A 988-nucleotide genomic window follows, 5' to 3' on the forward strand; every position below is an offset into this window, starting at 1 on the left:
TCGGCACGCCCACGCTGCGCGCGGCGCGAGCGATCTGCGCCAGGACGCCGCGCCAGTCGCGGTCGCCCTCCGGCTGTACCGCTTCCTGCAGCGGATTGAGATGGACGATGAGTCCATCGGCCTCCAGCGAATCCACCGCCCGGCGCGCCAGGTCCAGGCCGTCGGCCTCGCGCAGTTGCGCGGCGCCGATATTGGCCAGCAAGGGAATGTCTGGGGCCAGGCGGCGCAGCGCGCGCGTCAGCCCCTGGGAGTTGCGGGATTGCAGGCTCACGCGCTGCGAACCGACGCACATGGCGATCCCCAAGGCTTGCGCTGCCTCGCTCAGATGCCGGTTGATGGCCTCGGCGCGTGGCATGCCGCCGGTCATGGAGCTGATCAGCAGCGGCGCGCGCATGGTCTTGCCCAGCAGCGAGGCGCGCAGGTCGATCTGCGTCAGGTCCAACTCGGGCAATGCGCAGTGTTCGAAACGGATGTACTCCCAGCCGGCGGCGACCGTGGCCGGCGCCGTTCGCCGATCCAGCACGATGTCCAGATGGTTGTCCTTGCGCCGGCTCAGGGCGGTGTCGCTCATGCTCGCTCCATCCGTCGCATCGGGCGGCGGCGTTGCGTCGGATCGGACCGACGGCAGCGCGCGCACGCCGCCGCCTCCCGTGCGTTCAGGCCGGCGCACGCTGGCCTCCCCCCGCAGCGTCGCTGCGGTAGCGGCTGGTCGAGGTCTGGTAGTACTGCGCGCGGATGGCCGCCATGGCCTCGATCAACGGTCCCCACGGCGCGGGAAAGCGTTCTTCCGCCATTAACCGGTGCAGCATGCGCGTATGGCCGGCCAGCTCGTCGTTGAGGAACTCCACCACAGGCATAGCCGGATAGCGTTGCAGCAGCAGGATCGCCGCGTTGTCGGCCTCGCCGGCCGACCTGTCCTTGTCGCGTCCATGCAGATCGTTCTGCAGGCGCCCTATCGCGGAGATGAGCCGCAGGACCTGGCGAAACG

1 protein-coding gene and 1 pseudogene are annotated in these 988 nt (G+C 69.7%); both read right to left on the reverse strand.

The features are described from left to right. Positions 1–571 (reverse strand): beta/alpha barrel domain-containing protein (locus NKI17_RS36830; protein ID WP_502894739.1); only part of this gene is annotated, 571 nt, incomplete at its 3' end. An 85-nt stretch (positions 572–656) separates the two neighbouring features. Next, a pseudogene (locus NKI17_RS36835) lies at positions 657–988 on the reverse strand (terpene synthase family protein); the annotation flags it as partial.

This window comes from Mesorhizobium sp. M0816 (genome assembly GCF_040320005.1).
Classification (GTDB): Bacteria; Pseudomonadota; Alphaproteobacteria; order Rhizobiales; family Rhizobiaceae; genus Mesorhizobium.